At 41.0% G+C, this 23,795-nt stretch carries 23 protein-coding genes and 1 riboswitch; of the genes, 4 read left to right on the top strand and 19 right to left on the bottom strand.

The window, feature by feature from the left end:
* The first annotated feature begins 143 nt into the window (after window positions 1-143).
* Window positions 144-1,667, top strand: coding sequence for an N-acetylmuramoyl-L-alanine amidase (locus tag ABVJ71_RS00415; protein WP_353855099.1), 1,524 nt, complete (start codon window positions 144-146; stop codon window positions 1,665-1,667).
* A 94-nt stretch (window positions 1,668-1,761) separates the two neighbouring features.
* Here the strand turns inward: ABVJ71_RS00415 and dtd are convergent, their stop codons facing one another.
* The 8 genes from dtd to ABVJ71_RS00375 form a co-directional block, all read right to left on the bottom strand.
* Complete coding sequence (gene dtd, locus ABVJ71_RS00410) at window positions 1,762-2,205, bottom strand: D-aminoacyl-tRNA deacylase (protein ID WP_353855098.1); 444 nt, start codon at window positions 2,203-2,205, stop codon at window positions 1,762-1,764.
* An 18-nt stretch (window positions 2,206-2,223) separates the two neighbouring features.
* Entirely contained in the window at window positions 2,224-4,434 is a 2,211-nt protein-coding gene (locus tag ABVJ71_RS00405; RefSeq protein ID WP_353855097.1) for a bifunctional (p)ppGpp synthetase/guanosine-3',5'-bis(diphosphate) 3'-pyrophosphohydrolase, read from the bottom strand.
* A gap of 142 nt (window positions 4,435-4,576) precedes the next feature.
* Window positions 4,577-5,089, bottom strand: a complete 513-nt coding sequence (locus tag ABVJ71_RS00400; protein ID WP_353855096.1) for an adenine phosphoribosyltransferase — start codon at window positions 5,087-5,089, stop codon at window positions 4,577-4,579.
* A 23-nt stretch (window positions 5,090-5,112) separates the two neighbouring features.
* A complete protein-coding gene (gene recJ, locus ABVJ71_RS00395; protein WP_353855095.1) occupies window positions 5,113-7,446 on the bottom strand; it encodes a single-stranded-DNA-specific exonuclease RecJ in 2,334 nt (777 codons plus the stop codon).
* 80 nt (window positions 7,447-7,526) lie between these two features.
* Window positions 7,527-7,886, bottom strand: coding sequence for a lipopolysaccharide assembly LapA domain-containing protein (locus ABVJ71_RS00390; RefSeq protein WP_353855094.1), 360 nt, complete (start codon window positions 7,884-7,886; stop codon window positions 7,527-7,529).
* Between the two features lie 101 nt (window positions 7,887-7,987).
* On the bottom strand, window positions 7,988-8,476 hold the full coding sequence (locus ABVJ71_RS00385) for a cation:proton antiporter regulatory subunit (RefSeq protein WP_353855093.1): 489 nt from the start codon (window positions 8,474-8,476) through the stop codon (window positions 7,988-7,990).
* A 326-nt stretch (window positions 8,477-8,802) separates the two neighbouring features.
* Entirely contained in the window at window positions 8,803-11,031 is a 2,229-nt protein-coding gene (gene secDF / locus ABVJ71_RS00380) for a protein translocase subunit SecDF (RefSeq protein WP_353855092.1), read from the bottom strand.
* Between the two features lie 35 nt (window positions 11,032-11,066).
* Window positions 11,067-11,363, bottom strand: coding sequence for a post-transcriptional regulator (locus tag ABVJ71_RS00375; protein WP_353855091.1), 297 nt, complete (start codon window positions 11,361-11,363; stop codon window positions 11,067-11,069).
* A gap of 117 nt (window positions 11,364-11,480) precedes the next feature.
* Here ABVJ71_RS00375 and spoVB point away from each other — a divergent pair, with 117 nt between their 5' ends.
* On the top strand, window positions 11,481-13,031 hold the full coding sequence (gene spoVB / locus ABVJ71_RS00370) for a stage V sporulation protein B (protein ID WP_353855090.1): 1,551 nt from the start codon (window positions 11,481-11,483) through the stop codon (window positions 13,029-13,031).
* 2 nt (window positions 13,032-13,033) lie between these two features.
* Here the strand turns inward: spoVB and ABVJ71_RS00365 are convergent, their stop codons facing one another.
* On the bottom strand, window positions 13,034-13,696 hold the full coding sequence (locus ABVJ71_RS00365) for a DUF421 domain-containing protein (RefSeq protein ID WP_353855089.1): 663 nt from the start codon (window positions 13,694-13,696) through the stop codon (window positions 13,034-13,036).
* A gap of 166 nt (window positions 13,697-13,862) precedes the next feature.
* Between ABVJ71_RS00365 and ABVJ71_RS00360 the strand changes: the two genes are divergently transcribed.
* Window positions 13,863-14,240, top strand: coding sequence for a TIGR04086 family membrane protein (locus tag ABVJ71_RS00360; protein ID WP_353855088.1), 378 nt, complete (start codon window positions 13,863-13,865; stop codon window positions 14,238-14,240).
* 49 nt (window positions 14,241-14,289) lie between these two features.
* Here ABVJ71_RS00360 and yajC read toward each other — a convergent pair whose 3' ends face one another.
* The 7 genes from yajC to ABVJ71_RS00325 form a co-directional block, all read right to left on the bottom strand.
* Window positions 14,290-14,556 (bottom strand): preprotein translocase subunit YajC, encoded by a 267-nt coding sequence (gene yajC / locus ABVJ71_RS00355; protein ID WP_353855087.1) that lies wholly within the window; start codon window positions 14,554-14,556, stop codon window positions 14,290-14,292.
* 46 nt (window positions 14,557-14,602) lie between these two features.
* Complete coding sequence (gene tgt / locus ABVJ71_RS00350; RefSeq protein WP_353855086.1) at window positions 14,603-15,748, bottom strand: tRNA guanosine(34) transglycosylase Tgt; 1,146 nt, start codon at window positions 15,746-15,748, stop codon at window positions 14,603-14,605.
* A gap of 30 nt (window positions 15,749-15,778) precedes the next feature.
* A complete protein-coding gene (gene queA, locus ABVJ71_RS00345) occupies window positions 15,779-16,807 on the bottom strand; it encodes a tRNA preQ1(34) S-adenosylmethionine ribosyltransferase-isomerase QueA (protein WP_353855085.1) in 1,029 nt (342 codons plus the stop codon).
* A 34-nt stretch (window positions 16,808-16,841) separates the two neighbouring features.
* Window positions 16,842-17,042 (bottom strand): DUF2905 domain-containing protein, encoded by a 201-nt coding sequence (locus tag ABVJ71_RS00340; protein ID WP_353855084.1) that lies wholly within the window; start codon window positions 17,040-17,042, stop codon window positions 16,842-16,844.
* Window positions 17,035-18,039: a Holliday junction branch migration DNA helicase RuvB gene (gene ruvB, locus ABVJ71_RS00335; protein WP_353855083.1), complete on the bottom strand. Its 1,005-nt coding sequence runs from the start codon at window positions 18,037-18,039 to the stop codon at window positions 17,035-17,037. The genes ABVJ71_RS00340 and ruvB overlap by 8 nt, the downstream gene beginning before the upstream one ends.
* 10 nt (window positions 18,040-18,049) lie before the next feature.
* Window positions 18,050-18,655: a Holliday junction branch migration protein RuvA gene (ruvA, locus tag ABVJ71_RS00330; RefSeq protein ID WP_353855082.1), complete on the bottom strand. Its 606-nt coding sequence runs from the start codon at window positions 18,653-18,655 to the stop codon at window positions 18,050-18,052.
* Window positions 18,656-18,805: 150 nt separating this feature from the next.
* Window positions 18,806-19,279: a BofC C-terminal domain-containing protein gene (locus ABVJ71_RS00325; RefSeq protein WP_353855081.1), complete on the bottom strand. Its 474-nt coding sequence runs from the start codon at window positions 19,277-19,279 to the stop codon at window positions 18,806-18,808.
* Between the two features lie 264 nt (window positions 19,280-19,543).
* Here ABVJ71_RS00325 and ABVJ71_RS00320 point away from each other — a divergent pair, with 264 nt between their 5' ends.
* Window positions 19,544-20,188: a protein kinase family protein gene (locus tag ABVJ71_RS00320; protein WP_353855080.1), complete on the top strand. Its 645-nt coding sequence runs from the start codon at window positions 19,544-19,546 to the stop codon at window positions 20,186-20,188.
* A gap of 36 nt (window positions 20,189-20,224) precedes the next feature.
* On the opposite strand, the gene ABVJ71_RS00315 is transcribed toward ABVJ71_RS00320, so the two are convergent.
* From ABVJ71_RS00315 to ABVJ71_RS00305, 3 genes are all read right to left on the bottom strand, one after another.
* Window positions 20,225-20,404: a hypothetical protein gene (locus ABVJ71_RS00315; RefSeq protein WP_099681331.1), complete on the bottom strand. Its 180-nt coding sequence runs from the start codon at window positions 20,402-20,404 to the stop codon at window positions 20,225-20,227.
* A 371-nt stretch (window positions 20,405-20,775) separates the two neighbouring features.
* The gene (gene thiC / locus ABVJ71_RS00310) at window positions 20,776-22,533 is read right to left on the bottom strand and encodes a phosphomethylpyrimidine synthase ThiC (protein WP_353855079.1); all 1,758 of its coding nucleotides are present in this window, start codon (window positions 22,531-22,533) and stop codon (window positions 20,776-20,778) included.
* A gap of 125 nt (window positions 22,534-22,658) precedes the next feature.
* Window positions 22,659-22,767: riboswitch (TPP riboswitch) on the bottom strand.
* A 296-nt stretch (window positions 22,768-23,063) separates the two neighbouring features.
* Window positions 23,064-23,684, bottom strand: a complete 621-nt coding sequence (locus tag ABVJ71_RS00305; RefSeq protein WP_353855078.1) for a YhcN/YlaJ family sporulation lipoprotein — start codon at window positions 23,682-23,684, stop codon at window positions 23,064-23,066.
* Between the last annotated feature and the right edge of the window lie 111 nt (window positions 23,685-23,795).

Raw genomic sequence — 23,795 nt, 5'->3', positions numbered from 1 at the left:
TTATTTTTATTAGGAAAACTGCAAGGATTTAGAACCTGACATAACGAATGGACATTCATTGGTTTTACAAAGGAGGGGAAAACACCGTTTTGAATGTTAAAAAACACAATCAAATGATTCTTCTGCTCACCTGCTTTGTTCTCATGGCAAGCACTTGGCCGCTCACTCGCGTGACTGCCCAAACGGATCAAGCTGTAATCGCAACAGATGAAATGAATGTGAGAACTGGTCCAGGTTTAAGCTACGGAATAGCAGCCGTTGTAAAACGAGGAGAAAGTTATCCGATTCTCTCTGAACAAGGCGATTGGGTGCAGATCGGGCTGTCAAGCGGACAAAAGGGCTGGGTCGTCTCATGGCTGATTAAAAAATCTCCTGACGCACAAAGTACGGCTAAGTCTAAAGGAAAAGGGCAAATCGATTCAAAAAACAGCACAATCACATCGACTGCCACTGACCTTCGTATTCGAACAGGCCCAGGGACATCCTATCAAGTGATTGGAACATTTCCGCAAGGCGCATTCGCCACAAAGCTGAAGACAAGCGGCGCATGGACAAAAATTTCTTATCAGCAAACAGAAGGCTGGGTTCACTCTGATTATATTTCCAGCGGACAGGCAGTCTCTAAGTCAAGTCATCCTTCTTTTTCTAAACAAACAGGTACAGTAGGCGTGTCTAGCTTAAATGTCAGACAAACTGCAGCACCAAATGCACAAGTTGTGGCTTCGCTCCCTAGAAACACACAAATCACCATATTACGGGAGCAAAATGGTTGGTATGAAATTCAGGTTGGCCATCACAAAGGGTGGGTCGCAAGCTATTACATTGTCAGCAGTCAAGAAAAAAATGATGGAAACGAAAAAAGTCCATCCTCTTCGGCTACGTCTGATCAAAAAGCATACATTGTCTATGATGGAACCAATATTAGAAAAAGCGCTTCTACATCTTCGGCAATAGCAGAAAGAGCAACTAAGGGAGCTACTTATCGAATTGTTCGCACACAAGGGGATTGGTACGAAGTAGCACTATCAAACGGCGGAACAGGATTTGTCGCCGGCTGGGTCGTTCAAACAAAGAAAAACAGCAGTGAAGCACCAAGACCGCAACAAGAATCATCTTCTGGAACAGGTTCTTTAAAAGGAAAAACCATCGTTATTGATCCTGGTCACGGCGGGAAAGACGGCGGCACCATCGGAGCAGATGGCGCATTTGAAAAAAACATCACGATTAAAACCGCCAAGTTACTTGCAGACAAATTGCGAGCTTCTGGTGCAAATGTCTACTTGACTCGAAGTGATGATACGTTTATCAGCCTTCAATCGAGGGTCGCAACCTCTCATTACCGAAATGCAGATGCATTTATTAGTATTCATTATGATAGTTTTATGGATCCAAGTGTCAGAGGAAGTACAGCTTATTATTATCAAACAGCAAAAGACCAAAGCCTAGCCACAAACGTTCATCGTGAAGTGGCAAAGCACGCCCAAATTCCAGATAAAGGCGTACAATTCGGAGATTATTTCGTTTTAAGAGAAAATAAGCGTCCTTCCCTTCTTTACGAACTCGGATATTTAAGTAACCCTCAAGAAGAAGCGGTGATTTATAGCGCTTCCTATCAAGAACGAGTCACAGAAGGAATAACAGAAGGATTAACGCATTATTTCCGCTAAAAAAAGAGGCTGTTAACGCCTCTTTTTTTATATCATCCAAAAGAAAAAGACTCTAAACAAACTCACGTGAGTTTATCTACAGTCTAGGGCAAGTCTATTCTTTGCTATCCATCCATATTGTCACAGGTCCTGAATTGGTCAATGACACGTCCATCATCGCCCCAAATCGACCAGTTTCTACGTGAATTCCTTTTTCTCTAAGAGTTTCATTCAATAATTCGTAAAGTGATTTCGCTACATCTGGCTTCGCTGCTTGCATAAAATTCGGGCGCCTTCCCTTCCTTGTGTCACCATAAAGAGTAAATTGAGAAACAGACAGAATGCTTCCTTTTACATCAAGTAATGAACGATTCATTTTCCCGTTTTCATCTTCAAAAATACGCAAATGTACCAGCTTTTCGGCTAAGTAGAGCACATCAGCTTCTGTATCTTCATGTGTGACACCAACAAGGACCATATACCCTTCATTGATGGCTCCTGTGATTTCTTCTCCTATCCTCACAGAGGCATTCGTCACACGCTGCACAACAAGTCTCATAGACGGTATACTTCCTTTCTAATTCATAAATCGGCGAACAGAGTAAATGTCTTTGATTTGTTTAATACGTTCCACTACTTTGTGCAAATGGTTGATATTTTGAATAAAGATCGCCATATGAATAGTAGCTACTTTATTACGATCAGACTTCCCAGAAACAGATGAAATGTTCGTTTTTGTCTCATTGACTGCTTGAAGGACCTCATTGAGTAAACCACGTCTGTCATATCCCAATATTTCAATTTCCACATTGTATTCTTTACGGTTTTGGGCAGGTTGATCATGTTCCCACTCCACTGGGATTAAACGTTCCTTTGCTTCTCCTGTTCCTACGTTAGGACAGTCCTCACGGTGAACAGACACACCTCGACCTTTTGTAATAAACCCAACAATGCTATCGCCAGGAACAGGGTTGCAGCACTTTGATAAGCGGACGAGCAAGTTATCAATTCCCTTGACCCTTACGCCTGCTTCACGTTTTTTCCTGTGATACGGCTTCGGCTCCACCGTAACTTCTTGGACCGTTTTTTCCTGTTCTTCCTGATCCCTTTGTTTTCTTTCTTTTTCAGTTAAACGGTTTGCTACTTGGAGTGCAGTAATTCCGTTATATCCAACAGCAGCATACATGTCCTCTTCATTTGAAAAATTAAATTTATCGGCTACTTTTTGAAGATTTTCAGCTGTGAGAATATCTTTGACATCAAACTCAAGGTTTTTAATTTCTTTCTCAATGAGCTCTCGTCCTTTTTCTACATTTTCTTCACGCCGCTGCTTTTTGAAAAACTGTCTAATCTTGTGCTTCGCTTGAGAAGTTTGGGCAAGCTTTATCCAATCTTGACTTGGTCCATAGCTATGCTTTGATGTCAAAATTTCAATGATGTCGCCTGTTTTCAGCTTATGGTCGAGAGTGACCATCTTGCCATTGACCTTTGCACCTATCGTTTTATTCCCAATTTCCGAATGAATACGATATGAAAAATCAATTGGCACAGATCCAGAAGGCAGTTCAATGACGTCTCCTTTTGGAGTAAACACAAAGACCATATCAGAAAAGAGATCGATTTTTAAAGATTCCATGAACTCTTCTGCATCTGTGGATTCATTTTGGAACTCAAGGATTTCTCTAAACCAAGACAGTTTCTTTTGAAAAACCGCTTCTTCAGTTGATTCTGCTGACTCTTTGCCTTCTTTATATGCCCAATGAGCCGCAATCCCATATTCTGCAATTTCATGCATTTCAAATGTACGGATTTGCACCTCGAGCGGATCTCCTTTTGGACCGATCACTGTCGTATGAAGGGATTGATACATGTTTGGCTTTGGCATTGCAATATAATCTTTGAATCTGCCCGGCATCGGCTTCCAGCATGTATGAATAATCCCAAGAACGGCATAGCAATCCTTAATGCTGTCAACCAAAATACGAACAGCCAACAAATCATAAATTTCATTGAATTGCTTATTTTGCAAAACCATTTTTCGATAAATGCTGTAAATGTGTTTCGGTCTGCCGGAAAATTCAGCCTTAATGTTCACTTCGGACACACGGTCTTTCACTTCATTGACGACCTCGTCCAAATATTTCTCACGCTCGGCTCTTTTACGTTTCATCAGATTCACAATCCGGTAATATTGTTGCGGATTTAAATAGCGAAGCGCCGTATCTTCCAGCTCCCACTTAATTTTTGAAATCCCTAATCTATGCGCAAGCGGCGCAAAGATTTCGAGGGTTTCATTTGAAATTCTTCGCTGCTTTTCCTGTGGAAGGTGCTTGAGCGTTCTCATATTGTGAAGACGGTCTGCCAGCTTTATTAAAATGACACGAATATCCTGTGCCATTGCCACGAACATTTTGCGATGGTTTTCTGCCTGCTGCTCTTCCTGTGATTTATATTTAATCTTCCCGAGCTTTGTCACACCATCAACAAGCATGGCAACTTCTTCGTTAAAATGCTCTTTTAAATCCTGTAATGTCACTTCTGTATCCTCTACCACATCGTGCAAGAAGCCGCCAGCAATGGTCGATGGATCCATTTCAAGATCAACGAGGATACCCGCCACTTGAATAGGATGGATAATATAAGGTTCACCGGATTTTCGGTATTGCTCTCTGTGTGCATTCTCAGCAAATTCATATGCACGTTCTATAAATTGAATATGTTCTGCAGACAGGTATTCTCGTGCCTTATCTATGACCTGCTGCGCCGTTAAAACTTGTTCGTTCGCCATGGAATCACCTTTTTAAATGAAAACTGTATTGTAGTTTATTATCAAGAAAAAATCGATAGATGTAAAGAGAAGAAGACCACTAAAAAAATGTTGATAGGAAAAAAGCACCCTTCTTACTGAGTGCTTTTTGCGTAAAACCTCATTAGTATTGCATTAACGTCAAGATGTCGTAGCCGTCTAGCTTCTTTCTACCGTCAAGATACGTCAACTCAATTAAGAATGCGAGCCCAGCAACAACGCCGCCTAATTCTTCTACAAGCTTAATGGATGCTTCAATTGTTCCGCCTGTTGCAAGTAAATCATCTGTAATTAATACACGTTGACCAGGACGAATCGCATCTTTATGAATCGTTAACACATCTTTACCGTATTCTAAGCCGTACTCTACTTTAATGACTTCACGAGGAAGCTTCCCTTCTTTACGAACTGGAGCAAAACCTACACCAAGTGCATATGCCACAGGGCAGCCGATAATGAATCCTCGGGCTTCAGGTCCGACAATGAGATCAATGTCTCTTTCCTTCGCATATTCAACGATTTGATCCGTTGCGTAACGATACACTTCGCCTTTATCCATTAATGTTGTAATATCTTTAAATTGTACGCCTTCCTTTGGGTAGTCAGGTACAACCGTCACATATTGTTTTAAATCCATCTTTTCCTTATCCTCCTCGTACGTCAAAGCACAGGTGAGACTTCGCTCATCATGCTATTTAGCCATTCCTTCAGCTCTTTGGCTGAGGAATATGTTAATGTTTGATCAAGTTCCATCAATCGTTGTTTTGCTGTATAGGACGCTGATGCCGTTAAATCTTTTTTAGGTGCATCAAGGACTATTGACAGCACACCATTCTCTATTTTAACAAAACCGAGCTCAAAAAACACCTTTGTCATAAAAATGATTGTATCTTTTGTCCACCCTCTATGTTTGGCTAGCTCCATTCCTTGTTCTTTGAGATGGAAACTTCCCCGTTTCAATAAGAAACCATAAAACCATTTGAATTGATCACGAGATGGGAAAGACGACATAAAGTGATCTTCTTTCCTTTGAAATATCGTATAGATTCGTGCTGGTTTTTGATCTTCTAATAGCTGCTTGAGTATGTGTGTATCCGCCGGAAAATCTGTCAGCACCACATACTTGTCATTCAAATCAAACGTTGAGACATTTTCTCCATTAACAAGGCTTAAGGGGACATTTAGTAGATCAGCGTCATGCTTTGTTTCTTCAGTAAAACAAAGTACAAGACGCTTCTCTGGATCGAGCGCTGACACTTTCTTTTCCCAATCTTTTTTGCCACGCAAATCAAATAACTGCCATTCATCTACTCGGGCATCTTTTAACATGAGCTGCGGTTTTTTTCGATTGTTCCATTCATTAATCGAGATTTCACCGATCACAGAAATGTGAGTTCCTGGTACAATCTCATCCTTTAATTCACCTTGATGAAAGCCGACACAATCAAGAAGTGTGTCTTCGTCTTTAAGCGCCATTTTAATATGATGATGATTCGCACCGATTGTTCTTATCTCTTCCAGCTTGGCATCTTTAATCATAATAAACGGCTTTGGATTGTGCATGCCAAATGGTGACAGCATGCTGACTTCTTCAATGGTTTGAACTGTAATTTCGTCCACTTTACAAATAGCATCGACCCGCTGAATCGGAATAAAATCTTCCTCTGTCAACGTCTCATTTGCATATTGGTTCAGTCTTTCTCTAAGTAAAGGGACATCATCCGCTTGAAGAGTCATGCCTGCTGCCATTGGATGACCGCCGAAATGCGGCAGGATGTCACGACATTTGCTCAAGTGGAAAAACAGATCAAATCCCGGAATACTCCGTGCAGATCCTTTCGCCATTTGCGTCTCTTCATCAATCCCAAGTACAATCGCTGGGCGAGAAAATTTATCGGTCAATTTAGAGGCAACAATCCCAACAACACCTGGATTCCAGCCAGCCTTGGCCACAACGATCGCAGATTGGTCGCCCTCATCAGCTTCTACCATCTGAATGGCTTCTTCTGTGATTGTACTCACGATTTTTTGACGTTCTTTGTTGAGCTCTTGTACAAAACGAGCCAGCTCTTCTGCTTCGTCCATATCCTCTGTCATCAGCAGATGGACAGCTTGGTCTGCTTGTTCAATGCGTCCAACCGCATTAATTCTTGGTGCTATTTGAAAGCCAATGGTATCTTCGTCTGCTTCTTCAAGAGAGACTCCTGCTTCTTTCATTAAAGCTTTAAGCCCCGGTCTGTTGGACTTACGCAACTGCACGATCCCCTTTTTAGCCAGCCATCTATTTTCATCATGTAGCGGTACAAGGTCAGCAATCGTCCCAATGGCTGCAAGATCTAATAGCTGAGCCGGCACTTCGCCAAGAAGGGCATGAGCCATCTTAAAGGCCACACCAACACCTGCCAGCTCTTTAAACGGATACACGCAGCCAGGCTGTTTTGGGTGGACGATGGCAAGCGCCTCAGGCAGTTCTTCGCCTGGTTCATGATGATCTGTGATGATTAAGTCTAGTCCAATTTCCTTTGCAATACGTGCTTCCTTTACAGCGGCAATGCCTGTATCGACCGTGATCACAAGCGATGCCCCCTGCTCCTTGATATAGCGAAAGGCCTGTTCATTAGGCCCATAGCCTTCCTTAAATCGATCTGGAATATAAAAATCCACTTTCGCGGATAGCTCTTTTAATGTATGTAATAGCACAGACGTACTGGTCACACCATCTGCATCATAGTCTCCGAAGATCACGATCGATTCCTGCTCTTCGATCGCTTTATTGATGCGCTCTACTGCTTCTTTCATGCCTTTTAATAAAAATGGATCATGAAAATCCGCTTTTTGATCAAATAAAAAAGACCTCGCTTCATCTACTTCTTCGAGTCCTCTTTTTACAAGAAGCGTTGCAGTCAGCGCTGAAATATTCAGATTTTCAGAGAGTGATTTCACTTTTTCTTCGCTTGGATGTTCATATTCCCAGCGCATTTTGGATAATAACATAAATTCACCCCTCAACCACACTATTATACTAGAGTGGACTGAGGGGTTTCAATTTTTATTTTATGAATTGTGCTGGACGGTTACTTTTCCTTTTGGTCAAAAGAAGCCGTCTGTTCTTTTAAAGGAGATGTGACATTTGATTTCTTTTGAGTATCTTTGTCCAACTTTTTTACAGAAGTAGCAGCGGCTGATGAAGCGGCTACATGCTCAGCTTTTAACGCTTTTAGTTCACGCTTGAGCTTAAAAATCTGAAAAATTCCTCCAAAAGCCACAATTAAGCCGCCCATAAGAACGGAGACAATAATGACGAGGATCAGCGGCCATTCAGCCGTTCCAAATAAGTAGTCTACTTGCACAGGTCGGACATTAATCACAGCAAATACTGAGACAATTAATACAAAAATAAATGCTAGTATAATGGTCCATTGTTGTTTATTCATCTACATTTCCCCCAAGCTTTTTCTTTTATTCTTCCCTATTCTCTATCCTTTTTAAACACGGAAAGACAACAGCGGAAGAGATTCTGTCAGCAAGGGAACGATTAGCTGCTGAGTTTTTCTTTAATGAGATTCTTTAATTCTTTTCTTTCTCCAGAAATGACAAGGGTATCCCCTTCTTCAATGACCGTTTCTGGTCCTGGGTTTAACATCTTCTCATGTGATTTTTTCACAATGGCGATGACTGTTACTTGATCATTTTGGTGAACATTGAGGTCTCCAATCGTCTGCTGAACAGCTGGTGCGTTCTTTTCAATCTTGAACCATTCAATCATGAGCTCATCAATTGCCACCTCAACCGTTTCAAGTGCCTTCGGTTTATACATCATGCCGCCTAAAATAGCTGAGATTTGTCTTGCTTCCTCATCGTTCAACAAAATGCCAGAGATGCATTCTTCGTGATCGTCCTCTTGGAAATGATACATTTCTCTTCTACCGTCATCATGTGTAATGATGGCAAGTTTTTCATTATTTCTTGTGATCATTTCGGTTTTGTGACCGATACCTGGCAGTTCAGTTTCCCGAACCTTCATAACAGCCCCTCCAATGAATAAAGCAACATGTCTCATATGAACACTTGCTTTCTATAGATCTAAACGTATGCCATTATAGCAAAAGACCATTACAAGATCAACGAAACATGAAATTATTTTCCAAAAAAGAAAAAGGGCTAAAATAAAAAGCATTTTAGCCCTTTGTCATCTTTTCAGCGTGTATTTGAAAACCCTTGTAGTCTAGGAAGACCCGATCTACTTGTGCGGAGCGAATGAAATATTCGTGAGGACCAGCGCTTAAGGATCTGACAGCGAATGCAAGGGTTTGTGTCACGCTGAGACTGCCATAAGGCAGCCTTTGAAGATCAAATATCTTGTTCTGTTTCTATCTTAGCTGGTTTCTTCAGCTCACGACCTTTCCATATAAGCCAAATTTGCGCTGCAATATAAAGAGATGAATACACCCCTGTTAATAATCCGACAAGTAAGGCAATGGAGAAGTTCGCAATAGATGCTGATCCGAAGATAAGCAATGCGATCACAACAACTAGTACAGTGAGCACTGTATTGACAGATCGCGTAAAGGTTTGCTGTAAACTTAAGTTCACAATATATGATAAATCTTCAATGGTTTTCGGTTTGCGTTTCTTCATTTGTTCACGGACCCTGTCGAAGGTTACGATCGTGTCATTGATGGAGTATCCTATGACCGTAAGTATGGCCGCAATGAAGGTAACATCTACCTCTAACCGCGTAATACTAAAGAAGGCGACAATAAAGAATGCATCGTATAGCAGAGAAATGATGGATGCAATCGCCATTTTATATTCAAAACGGAAGGATACATACAAAATGATCCCGATTGAAGCAATAATGACAGCATATAAAGCATTACGAGCAAGTTCTTTTCCGACAGTCGGAGAAACAGTACTTACATTCGGTTCTGTGCCGTATTTATCTTTGAAGTAATCTTTCACTTCTGCAATCTTTTCTTTATTAGGCACACCGACAAATCGGGCTGCTGCCTGATTCTCTTTTTGACCAGATAACACAACGCTATCTGTATCAAGATCTAGCTTTTTAAAGTCTTGCTCAATTTGTGTGGTGGATAGCTTATGATCGCTTTGAATATCAATTCTTGTCCCACTGGCAAAGTCAATACCAGCATTGAGCCTGAAAATAGAAAGAACAATGATACCAGCGATGGTGACAGTCGCTGAAAAAATCATAAAGCCTTTTCGTTTGCTGACAAAATCCCATTTATCAAATGGCGTTTTCGGTTCGGTATTTTCAGTTGTTTCGTGGATGTCGATCATGTCCTTTTTACGAACACCAAACCAGCCTTTTTTACGATCAAGAGCACGACTATCAACAAGCAATCCGAGCATGAACCTTGATAGGAATACAGCTGTGATAAAGCTTGTTAAGATTGATAGGATCAGCATCGTTGCAAATCCTTTGACAGAGCTTGTACCAAAGAAAAAGAGTACGCCCCCTGCAATAATACTCGTCAAGTTGGCATCAAAGATGGTCGCAAATGATCTGCGGTTCCCTGCCCTGAAAGCAGAACGGACAGATTTTCCGAGCTTGAGCTCCTCTTTTATCCGCTCATATGTGATAATGTTCGCATCAACAGCCATCCCCACCCCAAGAATCAGTGCTGCAATTCCAGGGAGTGTCATCACCGCACCCATCCAGTCAAACACTTGCAAGGTAATATAAATGTATGCAGACAGCGTAATAACAGCAATAAGACCAGGCAGTCGATAGTAGAGCAACATAAATAAGAAGATAATTGCAATTCCTACAATTCCTGCAAACACCGTTTCTTTCAGCGCCTGTTCACCAAATTGTGCACTCACAGATGTTGAATATTTTTCAGTTAATTTCACTGGCAATGCCCCAGCATTTAAAATGCTCGCAAGGTCCTTTGCTTCTTGGACAGTAAAGTTTCCTTCAATTTGTACGTCACTGCTGTTAATTTCTTGATTGACATTAGGAGCAGACACATACTTATGATGTGCTTTTGTGACTTCTTTTTTGAAGGAATCGCCTTTATGGTAATCAAGCCAAATGACAAGCTGATTATTCGGCGCCATGGCCGCCACTTTTTTCGTCACGTCACCAAATTTTTTCGCATCTTTTAGTTTTACAGTGACTATCGGTTCATTCGTTTGATTGAATGTCTGTTTTGCACCGTTTTCTACAAGATCCGATCCATTAAGGAGTTCTTTATCATTCGTATCTCTGAAGGAAAGCTGCGCTTCAGTTGAAAGAATCTCCCTTGCCCTGTTTTGATCTTTTACTCCTGCGAGCTGAACACGGATTCGGTTGTTGCCTTCAATTGATATATTCGGCTCACTTACACCAAGCACATTGGCTCTGCGGTTTAAAGCCTCAACGGTACTGACAAGAACACCATTTGTGATCTTGTCACCTTTTTTCACTGGGTGCACATCATATAGGACTTCAAATCCGCCTTGTAAATCCAGCCCTAGTGTAATATTATTCGCAACAGGCTTTGTCAGATAGCCCACAATCGTTCCAATTAACAGAACCACTAAGAAAAACGCAAGAATGCGCCCTTTTTTCATTATGTATTTCCTCCTTAAACACCTGAATCCATGGCTTATTTCAACAGTTCATCTAGCATATTCTTGCCGTCTTCACTGCCTAAAATAGCAGACGTTTTAAACGACTGAACGGTTGCATAGTTCATAAATTCGCCAATCTTCACAGATAAAATATCTGTGGCCAATTCATGAATCGAATACTCTCGTTTTTTCTTCCACTTCTTATTCTCTAAGTATGACCATAATTCCTCTAAATCTACATCTTTATAACCCAAAATGATGAATTCTTCAAGCTTACTGACCAGAAAAGGCTTTAAATGATCTTTGTATATAGCAGCCGGATGTTGTTCCAATGTAAGGCTCCCCCTTTTCAGTTTTTTTATCGAGAGACTTGTCATGCTTGGACGATATACACGCATATCTTATTGTATATGATTCTATGTCGTTTGAGAAGGCAGGTGATCTGTGATTTGACGAAGCAAACGTTTTTAAGAGGAACGATTATTTTAATTTTAGCCGGTTTTATCACTAGAGTATTGGGTTTTGTGAATCGAATTGTGATTGCAAGGTTCATTGGCGAAGAAGGTGTCGGGCTTTATATGATGGCAGCGCCAACCTTTTTTCTTGCCGTTACTTTGACACAATTTGGATTGCCTGTCGCAATCAGTAAGCTTGTCGCAGAGGCAGAAGCGCGGGGTGACAAACAAAAAACCAAACGCATTCTGGTCATATCACTTGCGATCACAGGAACACTCAGCCTGATTTTCACACCGCTCTTTTTGTGGTTTGCCCCTATTATGGCAGAAAAGATGCTGACAGATCCTAGAACTGTGTATCCACTGCTTGCTATTACACCGGTTGTGCCGATTATTGCCATATCCAGTGTATTGCGAGGCTACTTCCAAGGCAAACAGCAGATGAGCCCACTTGCAATATCTCAGGTGCTGGAACAGGTGGCAAGAATTTCTCTTGTGGCTATATGTACAACGGCTTTCCTTCCTTATGGCATTGAATATGCGGCAGCTGGTGCGATGATTTCCTCTGTCATTGGAGAGATGATTTCACTTGCTTACCTCATGATCGCCTTTCGTTATAAAAAAACGATCCGTATTCGAAAGCAATTCTTTCAGGCTATTCATGACGGGAAGGACACGTTTAAGCAACTAATGAACATTGCCTTGCCTACAACAGGGAGCCGCTTTATTGGCAATATTTCTTGGTTTTTAGAGCCCATAGTTGTCGCACAAAGCCTTGCCATTGCCGGATATGCAGCCGTTGAAGCCACTAGACAGTACGGAGAATTGACTGGACTTGCGCTCACCCTTCTAACACTCCCAAGTTTTATTACGTATTCTCTATCCACAGCCCTCGTCCCAGCAATCAGTGAAGGAATGGAGCAAAACAAACGCAAAACGGTGGAATACCGGCTGAAGCAGGCGATGCGCCTTTGTTTACTAAGCGGAGGGATGTCATGCATTATTCTCTTTGTTTATGCAGAGGACTTAACCATAATGATGTATGGTTCTTCGCATGCAGCGATCTATGTGAAGTTCATGGCCCCTTTTTTTCTTCTTTATTATTTTCAAGGACCTTTGCAAGCGGTTCTCCAAGCATTAAATTTAGCCGGTGCAGCGATGACAAACAGTTTGATTGGGGCAGTTGTTAAAACAGGCATGATCTTTATCCTTGCTTCTCAGCCAAGCTTCGGCATTATGGGGGCTGCACTTGCGATACTAATTGGCATCGTGCTCGTCACATTACTCCATGCGGCAACTGTCGGAAAGATTTTGCCCATTCATTTACCTCTTAGAGAATATGGCACTTGCGTCTTTGTGATTTTAGGTACAGGGGGAGTCAGTATGTGGCTGAAGCATCAGGTAAATGGAGTTTTTTCAGCCCCTTTGGAGCTTGTCGTGCTCATTGCCATGACATGCATGCTGTATGTCATTCTATTAATCTGTCTTGGTCTCATTACGCGAGAAGAGCTGCGCCGCGTCCCGTTCATAGGGAGGCTGTTCTAACTTCAGCTCTTCTTTCTCACTTCATCTTTCAAGTCAATATAAAATGTCTTTTGATTAAAGCTGCAAAATGATACCTCATCAAGTTGGTGATACCCTCTTTTAGCAAGTTCATCTCTCAGCCACTGTTCATTTTTATTAATTTGTTTGAGATGGTCATGTTGAACCACACCGTCTGCAATGAGAGGTAGCTCAAGTGCTGCATGTTTGCGTTTGTTTTCTTTTTCTACGACAGATAGCTTTCCTGAGGGTTCTAATATCGCATAGGATACATCCTGAATACTATCTATGTTATTTTCTCTAAGCTGTAACATCAGATCATCAAAGTTGTATCGCTGTTTTCTCATTGCGCCCTCATCGATCTTTCCATTAATTATGATCAACGAGGGCTTGCCATCAAGAAAACGCCGTACGCTTTGAAACTTTAATGAGAGATAGGCAAGTGTCATTTGAAGGATCGTTAAAAGCAGAATCGGCCAAATTGTATGTAACAAGTGATCCTCTACTTCTTCTATAGCCAGCACCGCAATTTCAGCGATCATCATAAAAATGACAAGATCTAAAATACTAAGCTCTCCAATTTCCCTTTTTCCCATTAAACGAAAGATAAACCATATGAGAAAATATAGAATGATCGTCCGAATTGAGATGAGTAAGATGTCCTGCATGTTGGTCGCATCCTCCTTCTTCCACTATAGCTTGTGTCAAAACACTTTATTTATGTAGAAAAGAAAGCCTGTGTTTTTATGCAGAGAAACATGTCTATTTTTCCTCCGAGATGAATACATTTTAGTAAAAGACAGGCTTCTGTTAATTGGAGAGGAGACGAATCAAATGCAGGAAACAAAACAGATAGGAAAAGGAATTTTATCAGGCTTAGTTGCCATTTTTGTAATAATGATTGTCACAAGTTTACTTGTGTCACTCTTGCTCACCTTTACAAGTATGCAGGAATCGTCGTTTACATGGATGATTATGATATTGTCCTTTGCAGCGCTTTTTCTAGGAGGAATCATTTCGGGGGGAAAAGCGAAGGAGCGAGGCTGGCTCATTGGCGCCATGACTTCTTTTATTTTTTCTCTGACTGTCTTCTTATTTCAGTATTTAGGATTTGGAGAAACCTTTTCACCAGAACAATTGATATATCATGCCGCCTTTTTAGGTATTTGCATGCTGGGCGGAATGATCGGCGTCAATCTTCGAGGCAAATAAAAAAAAGAGCGTACAATTCGCTCTTTTTCTATTGCTATGTATTGAAGGATTAGCCTTTATCAACTAATTCTCTAATAGCACGACGGTCGAAAGTTAAACGGTTGTTTTCACTTGTTTTGATGACCACTTTTGATTCATCGATTGAGTCGATCTCACCGTGTAAGCCTCCGATTGTGACGATTTTATCGCCTTTTGATAAAGATTGCTGCATCTGACGCACAGCTTTTTGTTGCTTTTGCTGTGGACGGATTAACAAGAAGTAAAGCACAGCAAACATGACAACAATCATAATGATTGAACCCATACCACCATCCATTTTATCTCACCCCTTTCTAAAAGATTGTAAAGCCTTCGTTTATGTGTTAAAAGTTTTTCGCATTCGGTTTGTTGAAACCGTAACGCTCAAAAAACTCTTCTTTAAAATCACCTAAACGATCCTCACGAATAGCTTCTCTCACCTGCTCCATTAATTTTAACAGAAAATGAAGATTATGATAAGTTGTTAATCGAATGCCAAAAGTTTCATTCGTACGGATTAAGTGTCTAATATATGCACGTGTATAGTTTTTGCACGTATAACAATTACAATTCTCATCAATTGGTCTGAAATCACGTGCATATTTTGCATTTTTCACGACAAGTCGTCCTTCACTTGTCATGAGCGTACCATTTCTTGCAATCCTCGTTGGCAGTACACAGTCAAACATGTCTATACCTCGAATGGCTCCATCAATCAATGAATCTGGTGAGCCTACGCCCATTAAATATCTTGGCTTATCTGCTGGCAAAAATGGAGTTGTGAATTCGAGTACACGGTTCATTACATCTTTTGGTTCACCTACTGATAATCCTCCAATAGCATATCCAGGGAAATCAAGTGAAACAAGATTTTTCGCACTTTGTTTACGAAGCTCTTCGTATTCTCCTCCTTGGACAATCCCAAACAGCCCTTGGTCCTCTGGACGTTGGTGTGCTGTCAAGCATCGCTCTGCCCACCTGCTTGTCCGTTCAACAGATCGTTTCATATAATCGTATTCAGCTGGATATGGTGGACATTCATCAAATGCCATCATAATATCAGATCCGAGCGCATTTTGAATCTCCATCGCTTTTTCAGGAGAAAGAAATAGCTTATCTCCGTTTAAGTGATGACGGAAGTGAACACCTTCTTCTTCAATCTTTCTAAATTCACTGAGAGAAAAGACTTGGAACCCGCCAGAATCAGTGAGAATAGCGCGATCCCAGTTCATAAACTTGTGCAGGCCACCTGCCTCTTTCACAATGTCATGGCCTGGGCGAAGCCATAGATGATAAGTGTTACTTAAAATAATGCCTGCATCCATCGCTTTTAGCTCTTCAGGCGCCATTGTTTTCACTGTAGCAAGTGTTCCTACTGGCATAAACACAGGCGTTTCAAAGGAACCGTGCGGTGTATGAACTCGCCCAAGACGCGCACCTGTTTGTTTGCATGTTTTCATGAACTCATAACGTATCGGTATTTGCGACAAAATGAGCCCTCCTGTCTTTGATGTATGATTTTATTGAATCAGCATGGCATCGCCAAAACTGAAGAATCGATACTCCTCTTTCACTGCTTCATTGTAAGCATGTAGCACATGCTCTCGTCCAGCTAACGCACTGACGAGCATAATTAAGGAGGACTTCGGCAGATGGAAGTTGGTAATCATTCCGTCGATTGCCCGAAACGTATAGCCAGGATAAATAAAGATAGATGTCCAGCCGCTTGATGCGTGAAACACACCATCATGCGCACTTGCAATGGTTTCAAGTGTTCTTGTCGAAGTGGTTCCAACCGATATTATGCGGCCTCCTTCTTTGCGGACTCGATTGAGTACTTCAGCCGTTTCTTCATTCATCTCGTAAAACTCTGCATGCATTTCATGTTCTTCAATGTGCTCAGCACTGACTGGGCGAAAAGTTCCAAGTCCTACATGCAGGGTGATAAAAGCGATATGGACGCCCTTTGCTTTTAAAGCATCTAATAGTTCTGTTGTAAAGTGAAGACCAGCAGTAGGTGCAGCCGCAGAACCAACCTCTTTAGAATATACTGTTTGATAGCGTTCACGATCGTCAAGCTGCTCCTTAATATAAGGCGGAAGTGGCATTTCTCCAAGCGATTCAAGCACTTCATAAAAAATACCTGTATACTGGAATTCGACTTTTCTTCCGCCATGTTCCAATTCCTCCGTACAAACCGCTTTTAAACGCCCATCACCAAATGTGATGACTGTTCCTTTTTTCACACGCTTTGCTGGTTTCACAAGCGTCTCCCATCTATCCCCTTCCTCCTGTGTTAGCAGAAGAACTTCCACTTGTGCACCTGTATCTTCCTTTGTACCAAACAGCCGTGCAGGCAGCACACGTGTGTTATTTAAGACGAGACAATCACCCTTGTGAAAATAATCAGTAATCTGCGAAAATGTTGCGTGTGTGATCGCGCCTGTCTCTTTATTTAATACCATCAGTCTTGATGCATCTCGCTTTTCAAGCGGGACCTGTGCAATCAATCTTTCTGGTAAATCAAAATCAAATAGTTCTAATTTCATTTCCTTCACCTATTCTGTAGTTAACTAGTTAATGTTATTTCATTCGTCCAAATATATTCAATAAAATGGTTAGCACAATGCTAATGACAATACACGTAATAACAGGAAAAAAGAACGTCACATTCCCTTTTTTCACAAAAATATCACCGGGAAGCTTTCCAACCAATTGAAACATAAGACCTGCGGCAAAAAGGACGCCACCTAAGATCATCAATATTTTAGGAAATTCAGTCACAAGCAGGACCCTCCATTCGAAAGTGTTCATACGCTTCTCTTGTGACGATCCGCCCTCTCGGTGTTCTTTGCAGGAACCCAATTTGCAGTAGATACGGTTCGTACACATCCTCAATCGTATGTGATTCTTCTCCAATCGTCGCTGAGATCGTATCAAGTCCAACAGGACCGCCTCTAAACTTCTCAATCATACTTAAAAGCAACTTATGGTCAATATGGTCTAACCCAAGGCGATCGACTTGAAGACGTTCAAGTGCATCTTCTGCAATGTCCTGTGTAATGACATGATTTCCAAGCACCTGCGCAAAATCTCTGACCCTTCTCAGCAAACGATTGGCTACCCTCGGTGTTCCCCTAGAACGTCTCGCAATCTCTTCAGCTGAGCGAATGTCAATACCGATATCAAATAACTCTGCTGTTCGTGCAACGATATGCGCTAAATCTCTTTGCTCATAGTATTCCAATCTTGCATGTACGCCAAACCTGTCTCGAAGCGGTGCAGTTAAAAGTCCGACACGTGTCGTTGCGCCCACAAGTGTAAATGGTGGTAAATCAAGCCGAACAGAACGTGCTGTATCTCCTTTCCCAATAACGATGTCTAGACAGAAGTCTTCCATCGCTGGATACAGCACTTCTTCTATGGAACGCTGGAGACGATGTATTTCATCAATAAAAAGAACGTCACCAGGTTCAAGTGAAGTCAAGATGGCTGCCAAATCACCAGGACGCTCGATGGCAGGTCCAGATGTCGTACGCAACTGTACATTCATTTCATTTGCAATGATAGACGCAAGTGTAGTTTTCCCAAGTCCAGGCGGTCCGTATAAAAGGACGTGATCTAGCGTTTCCTGCCTCATTCGGGCAGCTTCGATAAATACACTGAGGTTATCCTTTACTTTTTGCTGACCAATATACTGGCTAAGTGTCTGTGGTCGCAGACTTTGCTCAATGGCTGATTCATGGTTTTCTGCTTCAGTCGAGACGAGCCGTTCATCCATGAGACATCACCTATTTCAACATTTTTTGTAAAGCTTTTTTTACATATTGATCGGTTGTCAAATTCTTCTCTTCTTTCAATAATGGAAGGACTTTTTTAATTTCACGATCGCCATATCCAAGGACACCTAAGGCTTCAAGTGCTTCATCTAGTGCTGTTTGTTCCTCCCTCTTGATAGGGTCCTCCTCGTGGTTAAACAAGTTGCCAATCATTTCCGGCACCACATCAGCAAGCTTCCCTTTGAGATCAAGAATGATCTGTCGCGCTGTTTTTTTGCCAACGCCAGGGAATTTAATGAGGAAGGCTTCGTCCTCACGTTCTATCGCTGAAATGACAGATCCAGGATCGCCGGAAGCAAGAATCGCAAGTGCGCCCTTTGGCCCAATACCTGTCACATTTAACAATTTTGTAAACAACGCTTTTTCTGCTCTTGTCGAAAATCCATATAACGAAAAAGCATCTTCCTTTATGTAATGATACGTATAAATGGTTTCTTGTTTTTTCACTTTAAAGACAAACGGGTTTGGGGTATACACTTGATATCCTACTCCGCCGTTTTCAATAACAACATAATGAGGGCATACATAATCTATGGTCCCTTTCACAAACTCTATCACCGATTTCACCTCTTTGACTGTTTTTCATTGTAACATAAAACGAAGAGAAAACAGCAATAAAAGTTAACATATGTTCGCTCAAAACCTTTTTGAAAAAAATCCAAGAAAAACAGCTTGCGGTCTTCACATCAGCAAGCTGTTTTTCCCTCTCTAATATGAGATTTCATTTCGATAAGGCTTCATCACCTCAAGCACATGCTCAAATTCATCTTTTGTGCGAAAAGGAATGCCATTTTGCAACTGCTCCTCAACATGACTTTCTAAACGGGACGTATCAATTTGAAAAAAAAGATGAACAGGCTCCGCCCAGCCATCTGGCCTTCCATGAAACGTTGAAATGACACCGCCTTCTGATAATCCGATATATCCGTTCGCTTTACTTAAAGGAGAGATATCATCCATTTGTTTTCTAAAAAGGGCAAAATCTGCTCTTTGTTCTACCAATGTCCAGCCTTTATATTGCTTCCAAAATGTTTCTCTTTTTTCCAATGATGTTTGATGTCTTTCAATACTCACATCACCGTCTAAATATACTTTTTCAAGCTGAACGGTCATTGTTTTTGGTTGCCTTTGCAAGTGTTCTTTTCCTTCCATATCCGTTGCGAAGAAAAGTATACTTGTCATTATGAGTCCTGTGAGAAAACATTTCTTATTCACTTTCAATATTTACACCTCTTTAGAACATGAGATCGATTCATGACATATGTAGTTTGACCCATTTTTCTATACATTAACCAAATCGAATGAACTGGTTCTTTTAAGAGTAATTCATTGTACACTTCTTTCGTAAGTGTTATGTTTTATACAATACACCGTTATGCTGAATGATTCTGTTCTTTCATCATTCGTTTTTAGCCGCATAAACTGATACCAAAGAAGGTGAAATCCATGACAGAAGCAAAAAGATTAGCCGAATCTATTCAGTATCATGAAGAAAACCGCTTTAATAAGCTTGTCACAAAACCGACAGAGCTTGAGCTGTGCGGCAAAGGAAGAAGTGCCTATGTATTCTCATACAAAAAAGACGCCCAGAAGATGGCGCTGAAAGTTTTTTTTCCTTCTTGTCAAAAGATTGCCCAAAAAGAGGCAGCGATTTACGAAAAACTTTCCGGTTCCCCCTACTACCCTGCGATTTATGAGTCAGGTGATCAATATATTTTAATGGAATATATTAAAGGCTACACTTTTTATGAATGCCTGACAAAAGGGATTCCGATCAAGAAACATATGATTGAACAGGTGGATGAAGCATTAGAAGAAGCGCGTCAGAAAGGGTTAAACCCTTCAGATATTCACTTGCGTAATCTCATCTTAACGAAAGAAGGTCGCGTCCGTGTAATTGATGTCGCTCGCTTTACACAAACGAAAACATGTCATCAATGGGATGACTTAAAAGCCGCTTACGCCTACTATCAAAAACCTTTTTTTCCAAAAAAAGCGCCGCGCCTATGGCTTGAAATCATTGCGTATTTGTATAAAAAGAACTGGTTCTTTCGTCATCAAATGACCAAGAGAAATGATTTCTTATCATAACAAAAGCCACTCGAATGAGGAGCGGCTTTTGGTGTTTTATTCTGTTTCAACATGAATACTATTAACATTTAATAGATTGATGATGTCATCATTGAGCTTAAACCAATGATTTGCTTCCTCGATTTTTTTATACACATCATAGGTAGCTGGTCGTTTCAACTCGAACTCAAGCACTTCCCCATTGTTCATATGAAATGTTACCTTAAATACTTTCATTATAAGATCACCTTCCACTTTATCTTGATCGCTAATTGAATTGGATTAGCTCTTTTCATTCATTCTCTTTTTAAACCGTTTCCCCTGCTTCTTTGCTTTTAAACACAAGATGTTTACATTTTGTTTAAATTCTTGCAAAACAGCCGCTCATCTGACTTTAATGTAGTATATTGTTTAAAAAGTGTTTCATGAAACGGAAGAAAAACCGAGCACCGTCTAAAGAAAATAAAGCAGTGTGGTTTCAACTAGTAGATGCCTTTATAACGAGTATCGAAGGAATGTTCATTGCACTTAGGACGTTCTTTCATGTAGTCATAAGAGCTTTCATCCGATTTATAAAACCTCGCACCAAACGAGTGCGAGGTTCTTTTTTATGGTTGATAAATCTGACTTCCTTGACTGATAAATTCTTTTGCCTTCTTCTCCATCTCTTTTTGTACTTGATCGGATTGATGCCTGATGTCATGAGAGATTTTCATACTGCAAAATTTCGGTCCACACATGGAACAAAAATGAGCCGTTTTAGCACCTTCAGCCGGCAGTGTTTCATCATGAAATGCAAGCGCTCGCTCTGGATCAAGAGAAAGGTGGAATTGATCCCGCCATCTAAATTCAAACCTAGCTTTCGATAATGCATCGTCACGTTTTTGAGCAGCAGGATGACCTTTTGCTAAATCAGCTGCATGTGCTGCAATTTTATAGGCGATAACCCCCTCTCTCACATCCTCTTTATTCGGAAGACCTAAATGCTCTTTTGGTGTCACATAACATAGCATAGCCGTCCCATACCAGCCGATCATGGCGGCACCGATTGCTGATGTAATATGATCGTATCCAGGGGCAATATCTGTTGTAAGAGGTCCTAATGTATAAAAAGGTGCCTCTTTGCAAATCTCCATCTGCAAATCTACATTCTCTTTTATTTTATCCATAGGGATATGTCCCGGTCCTTCAATCATGACCTGTACGTCATGTTTCCATGCGATATCAGTCAATTCTCCTAAAGTTCTTAGCTCTGCAAACTGGGCTTCATCATTCGCATCGGCAATCGATCCTGGTCTCAGCCCATCTCCAAGTGAAAATGCAATATCATACGTTTTCATGATTTCACAAATTTCCTCAAAGTGGGTATATAGAAAATTTTCTTTATGATGGGCCAGACACCACCTCGCCATAATGGCACCGCCCCTTGAGACAATACCTGTCACCCTGTCTACTGTTAACGGAATATACCTTAATAGCACACCTGCATGAATCGTAAAGTAGTCTACACCCTGCTCTGCTTGTTCAATTAAAGTGTCTCTGTACACTTCCCACGTCAAATCTTCTGCCACTCCGTTGACTTTTTCAAGTGCCTGATAAATCGGGACAGTTCCTACAGGGACAGGACAATTCCGAATGATCCATTCTCTCGTTGTATGAATGTCCTTTCCAGTAGATAAGTCCATCATTGTATCTGCTCCCCATCTAATGGCCCATGTCATCTTCTCTACCTCTTCTTCAATGGAAGAGGTCACCGCTGAATTCCCAATATTCGCATTAATTTTGACATGAAAGTTCTTGCCGATAATCATTGGCTCACTTTCAGGATGGTTAATATTTGCTGGAATGACCGCTCTTCCGCTGGCCACTTCCTCTCTCACAAATTCCGGACTTAACTGCTCTCTAATTGCGATAAATTCCATTTCTGGGGTGATGATCCCTTTTTTCGCATAATGCATTTGTGTCACACATGCACCTTTTTTTGCCCGGAGCGGCGAATGGGAAAATTTTGTATCATCCACATTCAATTGATTTTCCTTGAGACGATATCCATTATCTTCTGGTTTCACAATACGCCCTTCGTAAGATTCTGTATCTTCTCTTTCCGCGATCCATGCCGCTCTCATTCGTTTCAAACCCTTTGTGACATCAATCTCAACGTTTTCATCCGTATATGGTCCACTTGTATCATAGACGCGAAGTGGTTCATTTTGTGTTTCACCAGTTTGAGTCACCGTATTTGAGAGTGTAATTTCCCTTTTCGGCACTAAAATGTCAGGTCTTGAGCCTTGCTCATATACCTTTTTACTGCCGTTAAAGCTTGACATAAATGGTTGGTTTGACTGTAAAATTGTTTTTCGTTTCATTTGCTGTTCTCCCCTTCTCTTATTCAGTAAAAGGACAGGATTGAATCAGCACCAGCAAAAAACCAGGCTCTTGTTTAGAACCTGGTTAGTCGTCAGAACAAACATGAATGTCATTTCAATGACTCATGTATTATCTTCAACTTCCCCACGCTGGTACGAGCCAGATCAGGTCCAAAGGGTTAAGAAGCCTCACTTCTCTCTCAGCCCTATGAAAGGGCACCCCTAGTTACTTTTATTTACTTCCACATCAGTGTAGCATAGGTGCAAAATGAAAAAAAGAACATTCAGGAAAATAGTTCCTATTTCCTATAACAATTTCAATAGAACACTTTCTCATTACAAGAAAAGTCATGAATTAGATAATAATGAAGTGAATATCCATTATTGGCAAAAATCCACTGATTCAATTTACTGTTATTTAAGGGTTAAGGTTTTTAAGGTTTTTAAGGTTTTTAAGGTTTTTAAGGAAAAGGCTAAAGTACAAAATGTCATGAACACCCTGTCTTTAGCCTTTTCATTTTTAACACTTGTTATCGCGTCATGCCTGTTTGACCTGTTTCAAATTGAGTTCTTCTCATGTCACGAAAACGTGTAAATACGCCTTCATCTTTGAAGACTTGTACAGATCTTCCATCCGCATAGCGATTTGCTGCTTCTTCTATTTGGGATATTCCCTTTGATGTGAGACGTCCATCCGATTTAATGGCAATATACACATTTTCATCTGTTACCATTACTTGTGAGTCTGCCACGTGGTTCATTTTATTGACACGGTTTGCAATTTCTCTTGAACGCTGAACATTTTCTTGTTTATCATATCCAGAGAACGACATTTGTTGATGATAATTCATGTCTCCATGACTATAGCGTCCATCTCCGCCCGTGAGCGGCATTCTGGATTGATCATCTGTTTGAGGACGTGCACGGTTATCAACATTCGTTGTATTTTCTCTCATGCCTTCCATGAGCTCGGAAACTGGTCCTTGATGATCTTGATGATTTTCTGTCGACTGTTGATTTGAATGATAACCAACAGGTTGACCTGATTGATTATAGCGTGTATCTACACCCGCATTGTCATTTGCACCACATGCAGTTAAACCAATGGGAAGAAGCAATAATGCGATCGTTGTTTGCCATTTTTGTTTCAAACGAAAAACCCCCTGTGCTAATTCAATCTCATGAGCGCAAAACAGGCTCTTTTTTAGCATGCACAGTTAAGGGGAAAAACAAGCTGGCATTTATAAACAAAAAAAGGAACG

Source organism: Bacillus sp. Bos-x628 (assembly GCF_040500475.1).
GTDB lineage: Bacteria > Bacillota > Bacilli > Bacillales > Bacillaceae > Bacillus > Bacillus maqinnsis.
This window is presented reverse-complemented; position numbering and strand designations above follow the sequence as displayed.

Coding starts and splice junctions, on each gene's coding strand:
- queA (WP_353855085.1), bottom strand. CDS start 16,807: ATGAAATTAGAACTATTTGATTTTGATTTACCAGAAAGATTGATTGCA.
- ABVJ71_RS00325 (WP_353855081.1), bottom strand. CDS start 19,279: ATGACAAGTATACTTTTCTTCGCAACGGATATGGAAGGAAAAGAACAC.
- ABVJ71_RS00400 (WP_353855096.1), bottom strand. CDS start 5,089: ATGGATTTAAAACAATATGTGACGGTTGTACCTGACTACCCAAAGGAA.
- dtd (WP_353855098.1), bottom strand. CDS start 2,205: ATGAGACTTGTTGTGCAGCGTGTGACGAATGCCTCTGTGAGGATAGGA.
- ABVJ71_RS00360 (WP_353855088.1), top strand. CDS start 13,863: ATGCAGGAAACAAAACAGATAGGAAAAGGAATTTTATCAGGCTTAGTT.
- thiC (WP_353855079.1), bottom strand. CDS start 22,533: ATGAAACGAAAAACAATTTTACAGTCAAACCAACCATTTATGTCAAGC.
- ABVJ71_RS00365 (WP_353855089.1), bottom strand. CDS start 13,696: ATGCAGGACATCTTACTCATCTCAATTCGGACGATCATTCTATATTTT.
- secDF (WP_353855092.1), bottom strand. CDS start 11,031: ATGAAAAAAGGGCGCATTCTTGCGTTTTTCTTAGTGGTTCTGTTAATT.
- yajC (WP_353855087.1), bottom strand. CDS start 14,556: ATGGATGGTGGTATGGGTTCAATCATTATGATTGTTGTCATGTTTGCT.
- recJ (WP_353855095.1), bottom strand. CDS start 7,446: ATGTTATTATCCAAAATGCGCTGGGAATATGAACATCCAAGCGAAGAA.
- ABVJ71_RS00385 (WP_353855093.1), bottom strand. CDS start 8,476: ATGAAGGTTCGGGAAACTGAACTGCCAGGTATCGGTCACAAAACCGAA.
- ABVJ71_RS00405 (WP_353855097.1), bottom strand. CDS start 4,434: ATGGCGAACGAACAAGTTTTAACGGCGCAGCAGGTCATAGATAAGGCA.
- ABVJ71_RS00320 (WP_353855080.1), top strand. CDS start 19,544: ATGACAGAAGCAAAAAGATTAGCCGAATCTATTCAGTATCATGAAGAA.
- ruvB (WP_353855083.1), bottom strand. CDS start 18,039: ATGGATGAACGGCTCGTCTCGACTGAAGCAGAAAACCATGAATCAGCC.
- ABVJ71_RS00315 (WP_099681331.1), bottom strand. CDS start 20,404: ATGAAAGTATTTAAGGTAACATTTCATATGAACAATGGGGAAGTGCTT.
- ABVJ71_RS00390 (WP_353855094.1), bottom strand. CDS start 7,886: ATGAATAAACAACAATGGACCATTATACTAGCATTTATTTTTGTATTA.
- ABVJ71_RS00415 (WP_353855099.1), top strand. CDS start 144: ATGGCAAGCACTTGGCCGCTCACTCGCGTGACTGCCCAAACGGATCAA.